This is a genomic window from Allorhizobium sp. NPDC080224, assembly GCF_050281005.1.
Taxonomy (GTDB): domain Bacteria; phylum Pseudomonadota; class Alphaproteobacteria; order Rhizobiales; family Rhizobiaceae; genus Allorhizobium.
Genome location: NZ_JBNNWJ010000001.1, coordinates 3125777 through 3144604, shown reverse-complemented (window position 1 = coordinate 3144604; position 18828 = coordinate 3125777). Strand labels below are relative to the sequence as shown.

Genomic DNA, 18828 nt, shown 5'->3' with positions numbered 1-18828 from the left:
CTGCGCTTACTGCGCGGCCGCGGTGAAGTCGCGGCCGCCGGTCTCGAACTGCAGACGCGCGAGCTTGGCGTAGAGGCCGCCCTGCTGGATGAGGCTCTGATGGGTGCCTTCCTCGGCGATGCGGCCATCATCGAGCACGAGAATGCGGTCGGCCTTCAGCACCGTCGCAAGTCGGTGAGCGATGACGATCGTGGTGCGGTCGCGCATCAGGCCGTCGAGTGCCTTCTGCACGAGCGTCTCGCTTTCGGCATCAAGGGCGGACGTTGCTTCATCTAGCAGCAGGAGAGGGGCGTCGCGCAGCAGGGCACGGGCAATCGCGATGCGCTGGCGCTGGCCGCCCGACAAGGTCACGCCCCGTTCGCCAACGATCGTATCGAAGCCGTTCTCGAGGCGGCCGATGAACTCGCTCGCCTGGGCCGCTTCCGCTGCAACTTCGACCATGCCGCGACAGGCGTTCGGCGTGCCGAAGGCGATGTTGTCGTGGATCGACGAGGCGAAGATCGTGGTGTCCTGCGGGACGATTGCGATCCGGGCGCGTACGGCCTCGGGATCGGCTTCGCGAATGTCGATGCCATCCAGCCGGATGGTGCCGGATAGCGGATCATAGAAGCGCAGGATCAGCGAAAAGATCGTGCTCTTGCCCGCGCCGGAGGGGCCGACGATTGCGACCGTCTCGCCATGGGCGACCGAGAAGGAAAGACCGTTGAGTGCAGACTTGGTTCGTGCCGAGGGGTAGCTGAAATGCACGTCCTCGAAGCGGACACTGCCCTGGGCGGGTTCGGGGAGCGCCTTCGGTACGGCGGGTGCTGCAATGGCCGGGTGTTCAGCAAGCAGTTCATGCAGGCGTTCGGCGGCACCGGCGGCCTGGGAGAGCTCGCCCCAGACCTCCGAAAGCGTGCCGAGCGAGCCGGCGGCAATCAGCGAATAGAGAAGGAACTGGCCGAGCGTGCCGCCGCTCATGGTGCCTGCAAGCACGCTTTGTGCGCCGTACCAGAGGACGCCGACGACACTGCCGAAGACCAAGGCGATGGCAACGCCGGTCAGGAGAGAACGCGAGCGGATGGCGGAACGTGCCGCTTCATAGGCGCTTTCGACGGAGGACGAGTAGCGTGTGCGTGCGGCTTCCTCGGCGTTGAAGGCCTGGAGGGTGCGGGCGGCGCCAATGACTTCGCCGGCATAGGACGAGGCTTCCGCGAGCGTGTCCTGGGCGGCCCGCGAGCGCTGGCGGACCGAGCGCCCGAAACCGACCAGCGGGAAGACGATGACGGGAATCGCCGCAAGCACCATGATCGAAAGCTTCGGGCTTGTCGCGATCATCATGACGACGGCGCCGAGACAGAGGATCGTGTTGCGGAGCGCCAGCGACGCCGTGGCGCCGACGGCCGACTTCAGCTGAGTCGTGTCCGCTGTCAGGCGTGAGACGATCTCGCCCGACTGGTTGATGTCGAAGAAGGAGGGCGACAGTTTCGTCACATGGGCGAAGACGTCGCGGCGCAGATCCGCGACCACGCGCTCGCCGATGGTGATGACGTAGTAGTAGCGAAGGGCGCTTGCGACTGCGAGGACGAGCGCCATGACGATCATCATGGCGAAGTATGCGTTGATAAATTCGCTGTCGGCGGCCTGGAAACCGTGGTCCAGCATGCGGCGGATGGCGATCGGCAGCGCCAGCGTCGTCGCGGCTGCGAGGCAGAGGAAGATCAACGCGCCGGCAACGAGACCTCTGTAGCGCTTGAGGTAAGGAAAGAGGCTGGTCAGAGGCTTCAGAGAGCGTCGTTTCTTGTCTGTTGTGTCGGCTTCCAAGGTCACTCTGTCATGCTCCTTCAGTGCCCAGTTGCTTTCGCGCCATGGCACTTGTTATCCCTGCGTCCTTCATGTATAGGCACGGCATCGAATTGGGAAGCCGTAGCTCAGACGGACTGCGGCTTCATCTATTGAATAGGTCCTGCCGAGGCAATTGCGGCATTTGGACCCCACGGCACAGCAGGAATAGAGCGATGAAGGCTGACATCCATCCCGACTACCACGTCATCAAGGTCGTCATGACCGACGGCACCGAATACGAGACCCGTTCGACCTGGGGTTCGGAAGGCGCCGTCATGAACCTCGAAATCGACCCGACCTCGCACCCGGCCTGGACCGGTGGCAACCAGCAGCTGCTGGACCGCGGTGGTCGCGTTTCGAAGTTCAACAAGCGGTTCGGCGGCCTCGGCCTCTGATCGTTTCGAACGATATCATACAAAAAGCCCGGCCGTTGTGCCGGGCTTTTTGCATTTGCGCCTGATTTCTGCCGAGTGGATCAGATAGCCGCCAGACGATCGGCGATCTCTTCGAGCGCGAGATCGTGTTTTTCAGCGAGCGTCAGGCCGAAGCGCTCCAGCTTCGAAATGTTGTCGGGCGTGGCATCATCGAGCGCGTCGTTGACCCCGACGAGCGGTGCATCCAGCCGAAAATAGTTGAGCGTCTTCCGGTTGGCTGTCGTGACCACCGTCGCACCATCGGAGAAGCGGGGCGGGTCGACGTTCAACAGCTTGTTCAACTGGTAGGATGTCGTGCTCGACTGTCCCTGCATCAGCACGGAAATCAGCGGCGTGTCATTGGCCGGGTTGATCCAGCCACCCGCGCCCCAGCTCTTGGCCTGCTGGTAGGGGATCTTGCGGTTGGCCGATCCCGTTCCCAGCGACAGGATGACGAGGTCATTGTCACGCCAGCCGAGCTTGCAGCCCTCGACATAGGCGGCCATGGCTGGATCGTTGGCGAAGACGCCGCCATCGATCAGCGGGATGGCCGGGATCTGTACATGACTTTGACCGGCAAGGTCCTCGACCATGGCCGGCTCGAAGTAGGTTGGTGCGGCCGACGAGCCACGCACAGCCTGCCAGAAGAGGAAGCGCTCGTGATCCTTGTCGGCATTGGTCATGAAGACCGCACGCCGCGCATGGATGTCATAGGCGGTGATCAGAACCTTCCCGAGTGCGTCCTTGATCTCGCTTTTCTCCCCAAGCATCTGCCGCAGGATCTTTTCGAGCGGAGCCGCATCGTAGCGTTCCTCGAACAATCCGCCGAAATTGGCGATCTTGCGGAAGAGGCCGATGTTGAAGATTTCCGCGCCCTTGCGCCTGTAGAGATCGAGCAGTGTCCTGGGGTCGGCGGCCGGCTCTGCGGGTTTTCCCGGCTTCGGACAGGTCAGACCCGCCGCGATGATCGCACCGGTCGACGTCCCGGCAATCAGATGGAAATAGCGATGCAGTGGCAGGCGCTTGTCCCGCTTCTCGAGCTTGTCCTTGAGGACGGTCAGTACAGCGGCTGGGATAGTGCCCCTTATGCCACCGCCATCGATCGAAAGAATGAACCTTGCCATGTGCTCAACTTCCCCTGTTCAGGAGAGTGTCGCATAATATTTAAAGTTGTAAATGCTAATCTTTGCAATCCACTTGGTTCAAGCATGAAAAAACCCGGCGCAGCTTTCGCTGGCCGGGTCGAGGTCGTGCTTAAGGCGTGATCAGCCTGCGTTGAAAGCGGTGCGCAGCAGATTCAACTGGGCCTGAACGCTGTTTTCGTTGTCAGGCTGGAATTCTTCTTCGCTGGCCGGACGATATATTTCACGGTCGAGGAGGGCGATGCGGTTCTGCAGTCGCAGCGAACGCTCGACGAGATCGCGGAAAGCTTCCGGCAGGTCGTTCCAGCCGGGTGCGGCGCGATCGACGTTGAAGCCGTCGAGACGAACCTTGCTCTTTTCAGAGAGGACCTGATCGCGGCTCATTTCGCCGTTGTTCACGGCGCGCTGCAGAAGAAGCCAGGAGGCCATCTGCATGAGGCGGGTGGTCAGGCGCATCGATTCCGCTGCGTAGAGAACGGAGGCCTGGCGGGGCAATACCTTCGCGGCTGCGCGACCCGGGCCATCGAGATAAGCTGCGGTTTCTTCGACAAGGCCCATGCCCTCGGCATAGGTCGCCTTGAACTGGCTGGACGCTGCCACACGACCGGCAAAGCTAACCGTATTGATACCGAGTTCAGACATGGATGTTTCCCTGTAAACGCATCACTTAGGCATGTAACGACAGTGCTACGAACTTGTTCCTGCCGCATTTTGTGAGGCTACGATGCTACCAATAGCCCAAATCCGCAAGGTGAAACTTAAGGAAGGGTTAATTCCCACACTTTCGTGAAACCTTTGCCCCTTTGGACAAAAAAAGAGCCGCAGATGCGGCTCTCAAGGTAAAACAGGGAGAAATCAGAAGGAGTTTCCATGAAACGAACCAGCTGAGCCCGAAGATCGGGGTGACTGTAGTTTCCCTCAAATGCGTTAACGAAGAGTAAACGCCAAGTTGAGATTCAGATCGTTTCAAGACATCACGAGCGCCTCACCGAATATTGACGGTTAGGATCTCGGTCCAAACAGGCTATCGGCGGCCTTCCGGCCCGCTTCCTTGCGGTCGATCTCACCCCTGATTCGATCGATCTCGGCTTCCAGAAGCGCAATGCGGTGGCGAAGTTCGTCAGCTGAGATTGCCGAGAGCTCGCAGCCAAGCTCGTGGCCTGTGCTACTTTTGCGGGGTTCCTCGTCGATAATCATGTGCGTGCCTCCATTTCCGGAGTGTCCTCCAATTCATCCTGCTCCGGCAAGGGGGCAGCACGCGGATCGAGGCTCAGGCCTTCCGGCGTGCTGCTCATGGGCGACGCGGAGATCGGGAGGTTCGGCACGTTTTCACGATCCTCGGCCGGGATCGCGGCGCGTGTGCGGCTGCGATAGATCGCATAGGCTGAAATCAGCAGATGCGCGATCGCGGTCACCGCAAAGAGCGCATAAGGGCCCGCAGCCGTCATGACCGGACCGCCGAGGGTCGGTCCGATGATCGTGCCGATGCCGAAGAGCAGCAGCAGGCCACCGGAGACCTTCACGAACTCGTCGGGTTTGGCGAAGTCGTTCGCGTGGGCCACGGCGATCGGATAGAGCGCGTTGGCGGCGGCCCCGTATACGCCGACGAAGATGAAGATCCAGAGCGGATCTGACGGCGTGATCGCGACCATTGCGAGGGCGGCGAAGGCGGCGAGCGCCGAAAGTGCTGCCAAGACATTGCGGCGATCGATGCGATCGGAGAGCTTGCCGGCCGGAAACTGCATGATGGCGCCGAGGAAGATCGTGACCGACAGGAGTAGCGCGATGGTCGACGGGTCGAGACCGACACGGGATCCGAAGACGGCCCCGAGCGTGCCATAGGCACCGTTGGCGATGCCGATCATGAGGATGCCGACGAAGGAAACGGGTGAGTTGCGATAGAGCAATGGCAAGTCGAGCTTGATGGACCGGAGCGGCTGCGGCGTGGCTGCCGTCGACATCAAGGTTGGCATGATCGCGAAGCCGTAGACGATGCCGCAGATCATGAAGAGAATGGTCGTTGCTGGGTCAAAGGCACCGACCAGCATCTGTCCCGCTACCACACCGATCAGCGTGATCGAGATGTAGAAGGAGAAGATCATGCCGCGGCTCTCATTGGTCGCGCGCTCGTTCAGCCAGCTCTCGATGATCATCGACGTGCCTGCGGTGCAGAAACCTGTGATGACGCGCAGCGCGACCCACCAGGTCGCATCGACAACGATGCCGGTCAGGAGCGCGTTCACCAGAATAAGGGCAACGAAGGTCGAGAAAGCCCGGACATGGCCGACCCGCACGACCAGCTTGGGTGCCACGAAGCAGCCGAGCACGAAGCCGGCAGCCCAGGTGGTTCCGAGCAGGCCGAGGACTTCGTTGGAATAGCCTTCGGCTGCCCCACGCACGGGCAGGAGCAGACCATGCAGGCCGTTTCCGAGGAAGAGGAAGAGCGTGCCCAGAAGCAGGGCCATTACCGGCAGAAGATTACGTCTCATGGCATTCTTGTCGATTGGTGTGGAGGGCGCCCGAATCGGAGGAGCACGGCAGAATCACAATAGAAGGATCTTCCTACCGTTGTCTGAATGCGACCTTGGTGCTTGCAGGATCAAGTTCTGGCGGGCAAAAGTGACAGCGGTGTGGCTGTCCCGCCGCATCAAGAGCCGTCGGCGCGGCATCCCGTCCGGGCTCCACAGGGAAATTCTATGACCAAGGCCATATCCGCCTTCCTGATCCTCGCCATGATCGTGCAGATCATCAAGCCGCTCGGCCTTCCGGGTCTGAGGCGACGCAGCGATTTCTGGAAACTCGCCATCGTCGCCTTCGTCACCTGGTCGGTTACGCTTCTGATTCGACCCTGAGATCTCTTGTCACTGGGGCGCTGGGGCCTTCTCCGTCTTCCACTCGGGCAAGGGGAAGACGCGGTCATAGGCCCAATTGAAGACGAAGGCGTAGACCAGATAGAAGAGGGCAAAGGCGACGTCCATGACGAAGGCCTGCCAGAGGCTGATCTGCAGATACCAGGCGATGAACGGCATCAGGATCATCAGCAGGCCGGCCTCGAAGAGGACAGCGTGAACGATGCGGACGGACACGGTCTTCAGCGTCGTGCCAGTGAGGCGGCGCAGAAGGTGGTCGAATCCGAGATTGTAGATATAGTTCCAGAAGGTCGCGAGGGTCGCGCCGACGACACCGACGACACCGATGTCTTTCGCTGGCATTGCGAATGCCAGGGTGCCGAGCGGAATGACCAGGCCCAGTCCGATGAGTTCAAAGCTTATTGCGTGACGAATACGATCTGCGGTCTTCCGCATGTTCTTCCCTCCGGGAAAACAGGCGGGTCGTCCCGCAGTCAATCAGGCCCATTGTGGGGAGGTCGTCCTCGGGCACTGATATAGTCATGTGGAACGGAGGCGGCAAGGTACGCTCGTCGAAGTTTTCGGCCGGGATCCGGGGAGTGCGCGGGCGTGCGGGAAACTAGAGCGCCAGTTGACCCCGTATGACAAGGACGGAGCTTCCGGTGATCTCGACATGGTCGAAGGCGCCGTTGCTTGTCCGTACGGCAAGCCTGATCAGGCTGCGGCGCCCCATCTCCACGCCCTGTTCAACGAGAATGTGCCGCTCCCCCGCGGCAGGTGCGAGCGTCGTCAGGAAGGCGCCAAGGGCTGCGGATGCACTGCCAGTCGCCGGGTCTTCGATCACATTGTCGAACGGTGCAAACATGCGCGCACGCAGATGGTGCGGCCCGACCCAGGTGTAGAGGAAGGTGGCGCAGTCGCAATCTTCGCCGGCATGCATCTGCCTCAGGGCCGTCAGCGGCTCCAGGCGAGACGCAGCCCTTGCCAGCGCGTCGAGGTTTGCCACCTCGACCAGGATGAACTTCAGGCCGACGGAGGCGAATATGGGGTGGTGCCGGCTGGTGACAATGTCGTCGGGTGCGAGGGCGAGGCATGGTGCCATGATCTCGGGTGCAATCGATGCGCCTGTTGTCAGTGGCCCGGGTGCCCGGATGGTGGTAGCCGTCACCGTGCCGTCTGCGCCACGGTTCACGCTCACCTCGACGAGTCCCGCCTTCTCCTCGAATCGGATGCGATCTGCGACAGGCTTGCCGAAGACGTTGCCTTCGATGGCCAGCGCGTGAGCGGTGCCGACATTGGGATGTCCGGCAAAGGGCACTTCCGTCACCGGTGTGAAGATGCGGACTTCTGCTGTGTTGCCTGGATCATCAGGCGGCAGCACGAAGGTCGTCTCGGAATAGCCGAACTCGGCCGCAATCTCCTGCATCTCCTTGTCGCTCAAGCCCCGGGCGTCCGTGATCACGGCAAGCGGATTGCCGCAGAAGCGGGTGTCAGTGAAGACGTCGAGGGTGACGAAGGGAATGCTGCGGGAAGGGGACGGCATGATGGCTCCAGAGGATTCTAGCGCATCCTAATAACGCAAGAAGCCCGGCGCATGGCCGGGCTTTCGTGTCCTGATGACAAGATTTCGCGTGCGGCCGCGGATCAACCGGAGGCCGTGAACGCCGTCTATTCGGCGGCGATCGCGCCGACCTTGTTGACGCTTGCGGCATAGATCTGGTCGATGGTTGCGGCGATGCTCGCATTGAATTCGGCGTCGCTCATCGAGACGCGCAGCTTCTCGGCCAGCGCACGCGAGAAGCTTGCGATCATCCCGTGGTTCTGGCTCAACTTTTCACAGGCGTCGGCCGTGCTGTAGCCTCCGGAGAGTGCGACGACCCGAACGACGGAGGGATGCGAAACGAGAGGCGCGTAGAAATCGGCGACTGTCGGAATGGTCAGCTTCAGCATGACCTTGTCGCCGGAGGGCAGCTTGTTGAGCTCGGCGGCGATCTCTTCGCGAAGGATGGTCTCGGCCTCGGCCTTGCTCGGGCTCTTGATCGAAACTTCCGGTTCGACGATCGGGACGAGACCCTGGCCGATGATCTGGCGCGCGACTTCGAATTGCTGTTTGACGACGGCGGCGATGCCGGCCTTGTCGGCATGGGCGATGACCGAGCGCATCTTGGTGCCGAAGATGCCCTTGTCGCGTCCGCGGGTCAGGAGCGTGTCGAGGTCGGGCATCGGCTTCATCAACTGGACGCCGTTCTCTTCGTCGAGCAGTCCCTTGTCGATCTTGAGGAAGGGCACGACGCCACGCTTTTCCCAGAGGAAGGAGGGGACGGGTTCGCCGTCGACGTCGCCGTCCATCGTGCGCTCGAATAGGATGGCGCCGATGACCTTGTCGCCAGAGAAGGCTGGTGCCTTCATGATGCGCACGCGCATGGCGTGGATCAGGCGATACATCTCGTCGTCGCCGTTATAATCGGTTTCGGCAACGCCGTAGAGGCGCAGGGCGCCGGGTGTCGAACCCCCACTCTGGTCCAGCGCAGCGATGAAGCCCGGCGCCGAGGTGATCTTGTTCAACATCTTTGCGTCCACCATAACTCACTCCTATCCCGATCATGGCGCGCATGGCGCCGGACTGTTGTCTTGCTCTTAGGACGGACACTCTGGCCGTCCGGTCACTCCCTGACCCTCTTCGGCCTCTCAGGACCGTGGTGACATCGGCGATAACAGAACTTCCCCAAGGGGAAAATGGGCTGCTAAGCTATTGAAACGATTGAAATCATTTCAATCGTTTGAAAATTCAAAGATTTTTAAATCCGTTTCAATTGACGTGCGTTGCGCGGTCCGGCCGATGCCTTCTTCGCGATCCGGCTCGTCACGATACAAACCCATCGCGTGTGCCGGAGGTTCCCTTGGGGGGATGGTAACACGTCTCTGTCGACGGCCAAATGACGTACGAAAAAACCGCGCGCCCGGGAGGCACGCGGTTCATTCGAAATATCGGGCGGTTGAGCCGCCGTCGTTTAGCCCTTGGTAAGGACAGCCACGCCCGGCAGTTCCTTGCCTTCCATCCATTCCAGGAAGGCGCCGCCGGCGGTCGAGACATAAGAAAAGTCGTCAGCGACTTCGGCATGGTTGAGCGCTGAGACAGTGTCGCCGCCGCCAGCGACGGAAACGAGCTTGCCGGCTCTGGTCTGTTCGGCTGCGTGCAAGGCGGCCGACACCGTTGCCTTGTCGAAAGGAGCGATCTCGAAGGCGCCCAGCGGGCCATTCCATACCAGCGTCGAGGCCTTGCCGATCCAGCCATTGATCAGTTCGACCGACTTCGGGCCGACATCGAGCATCATCGCATCTGCCGGGATGGCGTTGATCTCGACGGTTTCGTTGGCGGCGTTAGCCTTGAATTCCCGAGCGACCACGCCGTCGACCGGAAGCACGATCGCGCAGCCGGCAGTCTTCGCCGTTTCCATGATCGAGCGGGCAGTGTCTGCAAGGTCATGCTCGCAGAGCGACTTGCCGACATTGATACCCTGGGCTGCGATGAAGGTATTTGCCATGCCGCCGCCGATGACGAGAGCGTCGACCTTGGTCACCAGGTTGGACAGGAGGTCGATCTTGGTCGAGACCTTAGCGCCGCCGACAATGGCGACAACCGGGCGTGTCGGCTGTCCGAGACCTTTTTCCAAGGCTTCAAGCTCGGCCTGCATGGTGCGGCCGGCATAGGCAGGAAGGTGATGGGCCAGCCCCTCCGTCGAGGCGTGCGCGCGGTGGGCGGCTGAAAAGGCGTCGTTGACGTAGATGTCGCCGTTCTTCGCGAGCTCCGCGGTAAACTCGGGGGTGTTCTTTTCTTCGCCCTTGTGGAAGCGGGTGTTTTCGAGAAGCAGGATGTCGCCATTTTCCATCTTGGCGATAGCGTCTGCTGCCGGGGCGCCGATGCAGTCGGAGGCGAAAGCAACGCGCTGGTCGAGCACTTCCTCGACGGCGGGTGCAATCAGCGACAGCGACTGGTCGGCAACCGGTTCACCCTTTGGGCGACCGAAATGCGCGAGCAGGATGACCTTGGCGCCCTTTTCAGACAGTTCGAGGATCGTCGGCGCCACACGCTCGATGCGCGTCGTGTCGGAAACCTTGCCGTCGGTGACGGGTACGTTGAGGTCGACGCGGACAAGCACACGCTTGCCTGCGATGTCGGTGAGATCGTCGAGTGTCTTGAAAGCCGGCATGGAATTACCCGTCTTGAATGCTGTTGAACTGGGCTGACGGGCCGGACCTTACACCGCTCGCGTGACGGTGCAAGGCGAGCAGCGTCATTTTTCGCCGCCGACATCGCCTCTTGCCGCAGCCCGCTTCTGGCGCAGGTAGTCGCGGGTCGCGTGGGCGAGTTCACGCAGGTTGAGAAAGATCGGCCAGGTGGTCGCCGGCTCCACAGGCTCCATGGAAACGCCGACCTTGGCAATGTGACCAAGTTCGTCGATGTCGCGGACGATGAGCACGATGGTGCCGAGGCGGACGCGGTCAGCATAATCGGCGCGACCGCCGAGACGCTGGGTGATCATCTCGGCAACGGTCTTGCCGCGTTCACTGTCCGTGATCGACAGAGGGCCATAGGCTTCGTCGAGGTCGCGCACATGGGTGGAGGGCGAAATGGCAAAGGTGCCGAAGAATTCGCCATCGTCCTCTGCGACCGGCGCTTCGGTCGCAAACAGGCGGTCGAGAAGTTTCGAATAGGTCGGGGCGATGAAGAGATAGACCTGATCATTCTCGCGCAGGCGTCCGGCATATTGATAGCGCATCGACTTGCCATCTCGAATGACGAGCGACGGCATGGCCCAGCGCGGAATGCGCTCACCCCCCAATACGGGGCTGCCGGCCACCACGCGATAGGCCAGCAGTTCATGATTGGCCGTGCCCGGCAGGTCGAGTTCGACCTTGTCGATTGCGCCGATGCGCGGCGGAATGATCAGGCCGAGGCGTTTCGCAAGCGGCTTGATGGTCCAGCCTTGAAGCACGAGCGAGATCATGACGACGATGAAGGCCGTGTTGAAGAAGGTCTGGCCGTTTTCCATCGCTCCGACGACGGGCACGATGCCGAGCAGGATCGAGACGGCGCCGCGCAAGCCCACCCATGCGATGAAGCCGGTTTCGCGCTGGGTGAAGTCGAAGGGCAAGAGGCAGAGCCAGACGGCGATCGGTCGGGCGATGAAGACCAGGAAAAGAGCGAGCAGAACTGCCGGCAGCAGGATTTCCGGAAACTGCGACGGGGTCGCCAGCAGTCCGAGGACCAAGAACATGATGATCTGGGCAAGCCAGGTCATGCCGTCCTGGAAGCGCTTGATCGAGACCGTTGAAGGCAATTTCCGAGAGCCTGCGTAGATGCCAGCCACATAGACGGCGAGGAAACCGCTACCGCCGATCAGGCCGGTGAAGGCGAAAATCATCAGCGCCATCGCCAACATGAAAATCGGCGCGAGCCCCTGCTCGATCTGCAGCTTGCGCAAGATGAAGGCGATCGAAGCGCCACCGAGGAGGCCAAGGATCAGGCCTATGCCCATCTGTTCGATGAAGAGCCTGAGCAATTCTAGCGACAGGCCATCGGAGCCGCTGCCGGTCGTAATCAGTTCGACGAGCGCGATGGTGAGGAAGATTGCCATCGGGTCGTTGGTGCCGGATTCGACTTCCAGAGAGGAACGAACCCTGTCGCGGATGTTGATGCCGCCAATACGGAGGAGGAAGAACACGGCTGCGGCGTCGGTCGAGCCCAGGATCGCGCCGAGCAACATGCCTTCGAGATAGGTGAGGCCGAACAGAAAATGCGCGGCGACCCCGACGAGAATGGTGGTCAGCAGCACGCCGAGTGTCGCCAGAGTGAGGGCGGGGCCGGCCGAAAGCCGGAAGGACTGGAGCGAGGTGCCAAAACCGGAATCGAAAAGGACGACCGCCAGAGCAAGCGAGCCGATGACATAGGCAAGCGGAAAGTTGGAGAACTCGATGCCGAGACCATCGATGCCGGCACCAAGGCCGATCGTCAGGAAGAGCAGAAGGAGGGGAGCGCCGAAGCGGAAGGCTATGAGGCTCGAAAACGCGGCCAGGAAAACCAGGGCTGTCGCAACCAGCGTGACCGCATAGAACTCACTCAATCCTCTTCCCCTCTCGCCCTATCGCCCCTCACCGAGGTCCCGCTCGTTCTCAGGCAGGCGGCGGCTGTCAGACCGATTGCGTCTGCGCATGCGACATGCCTGCAAGCTGACAATTTCATGAAACTCAGATTTGCCGAATGGCATAGGGAAAATGCAATGGGATCATGATGATATTAGGGCGGATTTAAATTTTTAAATCCGCCCTGATAGAGTTTTACCTTGGTTCCGACAGGAGTCCCTTGATCAAGGCATAGCTTGCGCCGAGCAAGACGATCGCGAAGGGCAGACCGGTGGAGACCGCCATTGCCTGGAGCGCGACCAGTCCCCCGCCGAGAAGCAGGGCCACAGCCACCAGACCTTCAAAGCTCGCCCAGAAGACGCGCTGCGGGACCGGCGCATTGACCTTGCCGCCGGCTGAGATCGTGTCGATGACAAGCGAACCGGAGTCCGATGACGTCACGAAGAAGACGATCACAAGCACGATACCGACAAACGAGGTTACCGCTGTGATCGGCAGGTGAGCCAGCATCTCGAATAGCTGCAGCTCAAGCGCCGCGTCCTGGACACTGGTCAGGCCGTCGTTGACGAACTGGCTGATCGCCGTGCCACCAAGCGCCGTCATCCAGAGGATGGAGACAAGCGAGGGAATGAGCAGCACTGCGGTCAGGAGCTCACGTACGCTGCGACCGCGGCTGACACGGGCGATGAACATGCCGACAAACGGCGACCAGCTGATCCACCAGGCCCAGTAGAAGGCCGTCCAACCCTGCGAGAAGTTGGTGTCTTCACGACCAAAGGGATTGGCCAGGGCCGGCAGATAGGTGGCGTAAGCCTTCAGGTTCAGGAAGAAGCCCTGAATAATCTGCATGGTTGGGCCAACGGCGATGACGAAGAGCAACAGTAGAGCCGCCAGGCCGAGATTGACCTCGGAGAGCAGCTTCACGCCCTTGTCCATGCCGGCAACCACCGATGCGATGGCAACACAGGTGATGGCCAGCACCAGCAGGATCATCGTGGTCTCGGTCGAGGGAATGCCAAACAGGAATTCCAGGCCGGCACTTGCCTGCTGTGCTCCGATGCCGAGCGAAGTCGACAGGCCGAAGATCGTCGCGAAGACCGCGAGAATGTCGATCACATGGCCCGGCCAGCCCCAGACGCGCTCGCCGAAGATCGGGTAGAAGATCGAACGCAAGGTGAGCGGCAAGCCCTTGTTGAAGGAGAAGAGTGCAAGCGACAGCGCAACGACAGCATAGATCGCCCAGGGATGGAGGCCCCAGTGGAAGATCGTTGCGGCCATGGCAAGCCGGCGTGCTGCTTCAGGATCGCCAGCGGCGCCATTCAAGGGCGCCCAGTCCGTGCGAACGCCGTCTTCGAAGACCGGTCCGCCAAGCGCTGCTGTGAAATGTCCCATGGGCTCGGAGACCCCGTAGAACATCAGGCCGATGCCCATGCCAGCGGCAAAGAGCATCGAGAACCAGGCGAGATTGCCGTAATCAGGTGTTGCTTCGGGTCCGCCAAGCCGGATTCGCCCGAGCGGCGAGAGGATGAGGCCGATGCAGACGAGCACGAAGACATTGCCCGTCAGCAGGAAGAACCAGTCGAGATTGCTCGTCAGAAAGTTCCTGAGACCCGTGAAGGCCGGTTCGAGCGTGGTCTGGAAGGCCAGCGTCAGGAAGGTAAAGAGTACGATTGACAGAGCCGAGACGCTGAAGACGACATTATGGATGTCGAGCTCGAAGACGAAACGGCGGCGGAAGTTGATGTTGTCCTGACCGATCTCATAATCAGTGTCGATGATTTCGGTCCGCCCTTCGGGCGCCGGTATCGCATCTTCGGCGACGGCTGTATGGGGATCGGTCGTTGTGAGAGCCAATGGTCCGGTATCCTTTCGATGTCATCAGGGGCTGAGCAGCACTGGAAGTAGGCGCATGACCTGCGCCGGAATGTGGTGAAGCGACCACAAGGGTGGCCGCATTTGCGCCACAATTCGTATGGGCAACTTGCGAGGCGGCTGATTGTTCCCCTTGCGGAGCAATTTTTCTGGCCGTCGTCCGAACGCTGCCCGAAACAAAAAAGGCGAGCCATTGCTGGCCCGCCTTCATGCGAGATCAGTTGATTGAGATCAGATGAGCTTGGCCATTGCCACTGCCGTATCCGACATGCGGTTGGAGAAGCCCCACTCGTTGTCGTACCAGGTCAGGATGCGCACGAAGTTGCCTTCGAGAACCTTGGTCTGGTCGAGCGCGAAGATCGACGAATGGCTGTCGTGGTTGAAGTCGCGGGAAACCAGCGGCTCGTCGGTGTAACCGAGGATGCCCTTCAGCGCGCCGTTCGAGGCGGCAATGATGGCGTCGTTGATTTCCTGAGCCGTCGTGTTCTTCTTGGCGACGAACTTGAAGTCGACGACCGAGACGTTCGGGGTCGGCACGCGGATCGAGGTGCCGTCGAGACGACCCTTGAGATGCGGCAGGACGAGGCCAACGGCCTTTGCTGCACCCGTCGAGGTCGGGATCATGGAGAGCGCTGCCGCGCGGGCGCGGTAGAGATCCTTGTGCATGGTGTCGAGCGTCGGCTGATCACCCGTGTAGGAGTGAATCGTGGTCATGAAGCCGTGGTCGATGCCGACGGCGTCATCAAGCGTCTTGACGACCGGAACCAGGCAGTTCGTCGTGCAGGAGGCGTTGGAGATGACCAGGTGGTCCTTGGTCAGCTGGTCGTGGTTGACGCCGAAGACGACGGTGAGATCAGCGCCATCAGCCGGTGCCGAGACGATGACGCGCTTGGCGCCAGCCTGGAGGTGCAGGGCGGCCTTGTCACGCGAGGTGAAGATGCCGGTGCATTCCATCGCGATATCGACGCCGAGTTCCTTGTGCGGAAGGGTTGCCGGATCCTTGATCGCGGTGACCTTGATCGGCTTGCCGCCGCCGACGGTGATCGTGTCGCCATCGACCTTCACGGTGGCCGGGAACTTGCCGTGGATCGAGTCGTAACGCAGCAGATGCGCGTTGGTCTCGACCGGGCCGAGATCGTTGATCGCGACGACTTCGATGTCGGTGCGGCCGGATTCGACGATGGCGCGGAGAACGTTACGTCCGATACGGCCGAAGCCGTTGATGGCAACTTTCACAGTCATTGGTGCACTCCCGATTGAATATTGAGCTCTTGGGCAATGTCAGGGCGCCCCGGGGGACGCCCTGGCGGGATGGTGTCAGGCAAGCTTGGCTTCGGCGGCAGCGACGACGGCGTCAGCCGTGATGCCGAAATGCTTGTATAGTTCCTTGGCCGGGCCGGAGGCGCCGAACGACTTCATGCCGATGAAGGTGCCGGTGGAACCGATGATCGCGTCCCAGCCCTGGCGGATGCCGGCTTCGACGGCGATCTTGACCGGCGCATTGCCGATGATCGCTTCCTGGTAGGCCGCATCCTGTTCGAAGAAGAGTTCGAAGCAGGGGACGGAGACGACGCGAGCCGGGATGCCCTTGGCTTCCAGCTGCTGCTGTGCCTTCATCGCGATTTCGACTTCCGAACCGGAGGCGAAGATCGAGACCTTGGCGTCGCTGGCCGAGATCAGCTCGTAAGCACCCTGGGCGCAAAGATTGCGCTCCTCGTACTCGGTGCGGGCCGGGATCAGGTTCTGGCGCGTCAGGGCGATGCCGGACGGACGATCCTTGGTTTCAAGTGCCACCTGCCAGCATTCCACCGTTTCCGTGGCGTCGGCCGGGCGGAACATCAGGAGGTTCGGGATAGCGCGGAGGGCTGCCATGTGCTCGACCGGCTGGTGGGTCGGGCCGTCTTCGCCCAGACCGATGGAATCATGGGTCAGGACGTGGATGACGCGGATGCCCATGAGGGCAGCCAGACGGATCGACGGACGGCAATAGTCCGAGAAGATCAGGAAGCCGCCGGAATAGGGGATCAGACCGCCATGAAGCGCAATCCCGTTCATCGCAGCCGCCATGCCGTGTTCGCGGATGCCGTAATGGATGTAACGGCCAGAGAAGTCGGTCGGGGTGATCGACTTGGTCTGGCTGGTCTTGGTGTTGTTCGAGCCGGTCAGGTCGGCAGAGCCGCCGAGCGTTTCGGTGACGACACCGTTGATGACTTCAAGCGCATCTTCCGAAGCCTTGCGGGTTGCAACCGTCGGCTTGGTTTCAGCGAGCTTCTTCTTGTAGGCGTCGACGGCGCCGGCGAGCGTGCCGGGCAGTTCGCCAGCGAAGCGGCGGTTGAATTCGGCGCGCTTCTCGGCGTCGGCGGCAGCCAGGCGGGCTTCCCAGTCCTTGCGGGTCTTGGTCGAGCGCAGGCCAGCCAGACGCCAGGCGTCGAGCACGTCGGCGGGGATCGAGAAGGCTTCGTCTTCCCAGCCAAGCGCCTTGCGGGTCGCGGCAATCTCATCGGCGCCGAGCGGCGAGCCGTGGACCTTGTGCGTGCCGGCCTTGTTCGGAGCGCCGAAGCCGATGACGGTCTTGGCGGCGATCATGGTCGGCTTGTCGGAGGCCTTGGCGGTTTCGATGGCAGCGGCGATCGCTTCCGGATCATGGCCGTCGATCGCGATGGTGTTCCAGCCGGCCGAGCGGAAGCGGGCGTGCTGGTCGGTCGAGTCGGCCAGCGAAATCGCGCCGTCGATCGAGATGCCGTTGTCGTCCCAGAAGACGATCAGCTTGTTGAGCTTCAGGTGGCCAGCCAGCGTGATCGCTTCCTGGCTGATGCCTTCCATCAGGCAGCCGTCGCCTGCGAGCACGTAGGTGTAATGGTCCTGCAGCTCCGAGCCGAACTCGTCTGCGAGCTTCTTTTCGGCGAGTGCCATGCCAACGGCCGTGGCGATGCCCTGACCGAGCGGACCGGTGGTCGTTTCGATGCCCGAGGCGTGGCCGTATTCCGGGTGGCCGGCGGTCTTGGCGCCCAGTTGGCGGAAGGACTTGATGTCCTCGATCGTCATGTCCTCATAGCCGGTCAAATAGAGGAGCGAGTAGATGAGCATCGAGCCATGGCCTGCCGACAAGACAAAGCGGTCGCGGTCCGGCCAGAGCGGGTTCTTGGGGTCGAAGCTCAGGTAGCGGGTAAAGAGAACGGTCGCGACATCGGCGCAGCCCATGGGCATGCCGGGGTGGCCGGAATTGGCCTTTTCCACTGCATCCATGGCGAGGAAACGGATCGCATTCGCCATCCGCTGATGTTTTTCGGGAGAAATCATGGCTTTTCCGCTTGTTCCGGGGCTTCGAGACACGGCTCGCCGAGACGGGCCGTCTGAACGGGGGTGATCCTTAGCAGGTGCATCGCGCAAGTCAACAAATGGGCCGGGTTGCGGCGTTTCCGGGATCAAGAAAACATCTCTTTGCCTCTTTCCTGTGCGATGGCGCCGGATGACTTACGGAGTGGCAAGAACGAGACAGTCTTCCACAGAATTGGCTTCTTCCGGAGGTGTGCGCTTTATTGACGCGTGCCAAGGGCGGGGCTTACTGTCCCGGCTCACATGATCGGGGCGGCCACGACGATTCGTGTAGCGAACAGACTTCACTGAGGCAGGGGCAAGAGAATGCCGGCGGAAAATTCGGTGGATGCCGCGCTCGCGGCGCTGCGGCAGGCTGTCGCCGGGCTCGAGAACGCCGTCGACATGCGTTTCGAAGCGGAGCGCGAGAGTATGGAGATCGATGGCGAGGTGCGGCGCGTTCATGCGGATCGCGCCCGTCTTGCTCAGGAACTGGACCAGTCGGAGTTTCGGGCCAACCGGCTCGAGGAGGTCAACCGCGAGGTCTCGCGTCGACTGGTGACGGCGATGGAAACGATCAGGGCGGTGCTCGATCGCTGAAGTATCGTGCCGCAGGGCGCTTTTTGCTTACGGTGCGATTGCACCACGCGTAGAAGAGAGTTGGAACGCCGATGGCGCAGGTCACAGTCACGATCGACGGAAAAGCCTATCGCATGGCGTGCGAGGAGGGGCAGGAAGCCCATCTGACGGAGCTTGCGAGCGAATTCGATCGTTATGTCGGCCATCTCAAGGGACAATTCGGTGAAATCGGCGATCTCCGGATCACCGTCATGGCCGGGATCATGGTCATGGACGAGATGGCGGAGATCAATCGGCGGCTTGCGGCGGCCGAGGCGGAGCTGGCTGGTTTCCGGGAGGGGCGCGATACGGTCCTGTCAGGCGTGCATAACCGCGAGGAGGCCGTGGCCCATGCGATATCAGACCTTGCGGATCGCCTGAATGGCATCACCCGCAAACTCACCCAGCGGCCCGCGCCCCAGCCTCAGGCTTGAGGACTATTTTTCCAGCCCACTGGCGCGGTGCCCGCGAAGCGCCTATATCTGAAATGCGATCTGCGCCTCACGACAGGAACCACAATCCCTGGGGCCATACTCGATCCAAAGGGAGCTGTCCCTGACCAGGCCCGTGGGCTTGGACATATGGCGCCCACCTACGTTTGTAGGCACCCAGGATCGTAAATCTCCATCGGTTGCCGTGGATCGCACCTTC

At 61.4% G+C, this 18828-nt stretch carries 17 protein-coding genes and 1 other RNA gene; 5 read left to right on the top strand and 13 right to left on the bottom strand.

The genetic code is table 11. The features are described from left to right. Positions 1-6: 6 nt before the first annotated feature. A complete protein-coding gene (locus ACQKP1_RS15460; RefSeq protein ID WP_427275933.1) occupies positions 7-1809 on the bottom strand; it encodes an ABC transporter transmembrane domain-containing protein in 1803 nt (600 codons plus the stop codon). Between the two features lie 188 nt (positions 1810-1997). Between ACQKP1_RS15460 and rpmE the strand changes: the two genes are divergently transcribed. Then, a complete protein-coding gene (gene rpmE / locus ACQKP1_RS15455) occupies positions 1998-2219 on the top strand; it encodes a 50S ribosomal protein L31 (RefSeq protein WP_006726858.1) in 222 nt (73 codons plus the stop codon). 80 nt (positions 2220-2299) lie between these two features. Here rpmE and ACQKP1_RS15450 read toward each other — a convergent pair whose 3' ends face one another. The 4 genes from ACQKP1_RS15450 to ACQKP1_RS15435 all read right to left on the bottom strand — a co-directional run bounded on the left by ACQKP1_RS15450 (position 2300) and on the right by ACQKP1_RS15435 (position 5868). Further along, positions 2300-3361 carry a patatin-like phospholipase family protein gene (locus tag ACQKP1_RS15450; protein ID WP_427275932.1) on the bottom strand — a complete coding sequence of 354 codons (1062 nt, stop codon included), beginning with the start codon at positions 3359-3361 and terminating at the stop codon, positions 2300-2302. A gap of 141 nt (positions 3362-3502) precedes the next feature. Further along, positions 3503-4021, bottom strand: a complete 519-nt coding sequence (locus ACQKP1_RS15445; protein WP_427275931.1) for a DUF1465 family protein — start codon at positions 4019-4021, stop codon at positions 3503-3505. Positions 4022-4381: 360 nt separating this feature from the next. Next, a complete protein-coding gene (locus ACQKP1_RS15440) occupies positions 4382-4576 on the bottom strand; it encodes a DUF1192 domain-containing protein (protein ID WP_427275930.1) in 195 nt (64 codons plus the stop codon). Then, on the bottom strand, positions 4573-5868 hold the full coding sequence (locus ACQKP1_RS15435) for an MFS transporter (protein WP_427275929.1): 1296 nt from the start codon (positions 5866-5868) through the stop codon (positions 4573-4575). Before ACQKP1_RS15435 ends, ACQKP1_RS15440 begins: the two co-directional genes overlap by 4 nt. Positions 5869-6075: 207 nt before the next feature. Between ACQKP1_RS15435 and ACQKP1_RS15430 the strand changes: the two genes are divergently transcribed. Continuing rightward, positions 6076-6231, top strand: coding sequence for a hypothetical protein (locus ACQKP1_RS15430; RefSeq protein WP_006726853.1), 156 nt, complete (start codon positions 6076-6078; stop codon positions 6229-6231). A gap of 9 nt (positions 6232-6240) precedes the next feature. Here the strand turns inward: ACQKP1_RS15430 and ACQKP1_RS15425 are convergent, their stop codons facing one another. The 8 genes from ACQKP1_RS15425 to tkt all read right to left on the bottom strand — a co-directional run bounded on the left by ACQKP1_RS15425 (position 6241) and on the right by tkt (position 17544). Next, entirely contained in the window at positions 6241-6684 is a 444-nt protein-coding gene (locus ACQKP1_RS15425; RefSeq protein WP_427275928.1) for a PACE efflux transporter, read from the bottom strand. A gap of 163 nt (positions 6685-6847) precedes the next feature. Further along, the gene (locus ACQKP1_RS15420; RefSeq protein WP_427275927.1) at positions 6848-7771 is read right to left on the bottom strand and encodes a PhzF family phenazine biosynthesis protein; all 924 of its coding nucleotides are present in this window, start codon (positions 7769-7771) and stop codon (positions 6848-6850) included. 125 nt (positions 7772-7896) lie between these two features. Next, on the bottom strand, positions 7897-8811 hold the full coding sequence (locus ACQKP1_RS15415) for a fructose bisphosphate aldolase (RefSeq protein WP_427275926.1): 915 nt from the start codon (positions 8809-8811) through the stop codon (positions 7897-7899). A gap of 428 nt (positions 8812-9239) precedes the next feature. Further along, positions 9240-10439, bottom strand: a complete 1200-nt coding sequence (locus ACQKP1_RS15410; RefSeq protein WP_427275925.1) for a phosphoglycerate kinase — start codon at positions 10437-10439, stop codon at positions 9240-9242. Positions 10440-10523: 84 nt separating this feature from the next. Continuing rightward, positions 10524-12353, bottom strand: a complete 1830-nt coding sequence (locus tag ACQKP1_RS15405; RefSeq protein WP_203017460.1) for a potassium/proton antiporter — start codon at positions 12351-12353, stop codon at positions 10524-10526. A 214-nt stretch (positions 12354-12567) separates the two neighbouring features. After that, positions 12568-14226, bottom strand: coding sequence for a BCCT family transporter (locus ACQKP1_RS15400; RefSeq protein WP_427275924.1), 1659 nt, complete (start codon positions 14224-14226; stop codon positions 12568-12570). Between the two features lie 249 nt (positions 14227-14475). Further along, positions 14476-15486 carry a type I glyceraldehyde-3-phosphate dehydrogenase gene (gap, locus tag ACQKP1_RS15395; protein ID WP_427275923.1) on the bottom strand — a complete coding sequence of 337 codons (1011 nt, stop codon included), beginning with the start codon at positions 15484-15486 and terminating at the stop codon, positions 14476-14478. A gap of 75 nt (positions 15487-15561) precedes the next feature. Continuing rightward, positions 15562-17544, bottom strand: a complete 1983-nt coding sequence (tkt, locus tag ACQKP1_RS15390) for a transketolase (RefSeq protein ID WP_427275922.1) — start codon at positions 17542-17544, stop codon at positions 15562-15564. A gap of 342 nt (positions 17545-17886) precedes the next feature. On the opposite strand from tkt, the gene ACQKP1_RS15385 reads away from it, so the two are divergent. From ACQKP1_RS15385 to ssrS, 3 genes are all read left to right on the top strand, one after another. Beyond that, positions 17887-18159, top strand: coding sequence for a DUF4164 domain-containing protein (locus tag ACQKP1_RS15385; RefSeq protein ID WP_006726844.1), 273 nt, complete (start codon positions 17887-17889; stop codon positions 18157-18159). Between the two features lie 71 nt (positions 18160-18230). Continuing rightward, positions 18231-18611: a cell division protein ZapA gene (locus tag ACQKP1_RS15380; RefSeq protein ID WP_203017456.1), complete on the top strand. Its 381-nt coding sequence runs from the start codon at positions 18231-18233 to the stop codon at positions 18609-18611. A gap of 54 nt (positions 18612-18665) precedes the next feature. After that, a non-coding RNA gene (gene ssrS / locus ACQKP1_RS15375) (6S RNA) lies at positions 18666-18824 on the top strand. Positions 18825-18828 lie beyond the last annotated feature (4 nt).